The organism is Companilactobacillus tucceti DSM 20183, from assembly GCF_001434665.1.
Classification (GTDB): Bacteria; Bacillota; Bacilli; order Lactobacillales; family Lactobacillaceae; genus Companilactobacillus; species Companilactobacillus tucceti.
On the sequence record NZ_AZDG01000044.1, the window covers coordinates 1 to 324 of the forward strand.

A 324-nucleotide genomic window follows, 5' to 3' on the forward strand; every position below is an offset into this window, starting at 1 on the left:
TTAGCTATTAAAAGCCACAATAGTAAATTACTTAGAGAAATAATCTTAGATTATAAGAAGAACAATACTGCTATGGATATATCAATAAATACGTTAAGAAAAAATATGAGGTATGTATGTAATAGTTGTACAATGCCCTACTCCAATGGTCCCCTGGAGGGAACCATTGGTAAGATAAAGAAATTAAAACACAATTGTTATGGCTTTAGAAATCTTAGTCATCTGCTTAAAAGAGCAACACTTATCTGCGCATGAAAAAAGGCACCTCAATTAAGAGGTGCCTCAGGTCCAAAATCATTCATCAATACGATTTGACAAAGAACC

General features: G+C 33.0%; 1 protein-coding gene. It reads left to right on the top strand.

The genetic code is table 11. The features are described from left to right. The coding region (locus FC72_RS10570; RefSeq protein ID WP_162253533.1) for a transposase at positions 1–255 on the top strand (255 nt) is incomplete at its 5' end. Between the last annotated feature and the right edge of the window lie 69 nt (positions 256–324).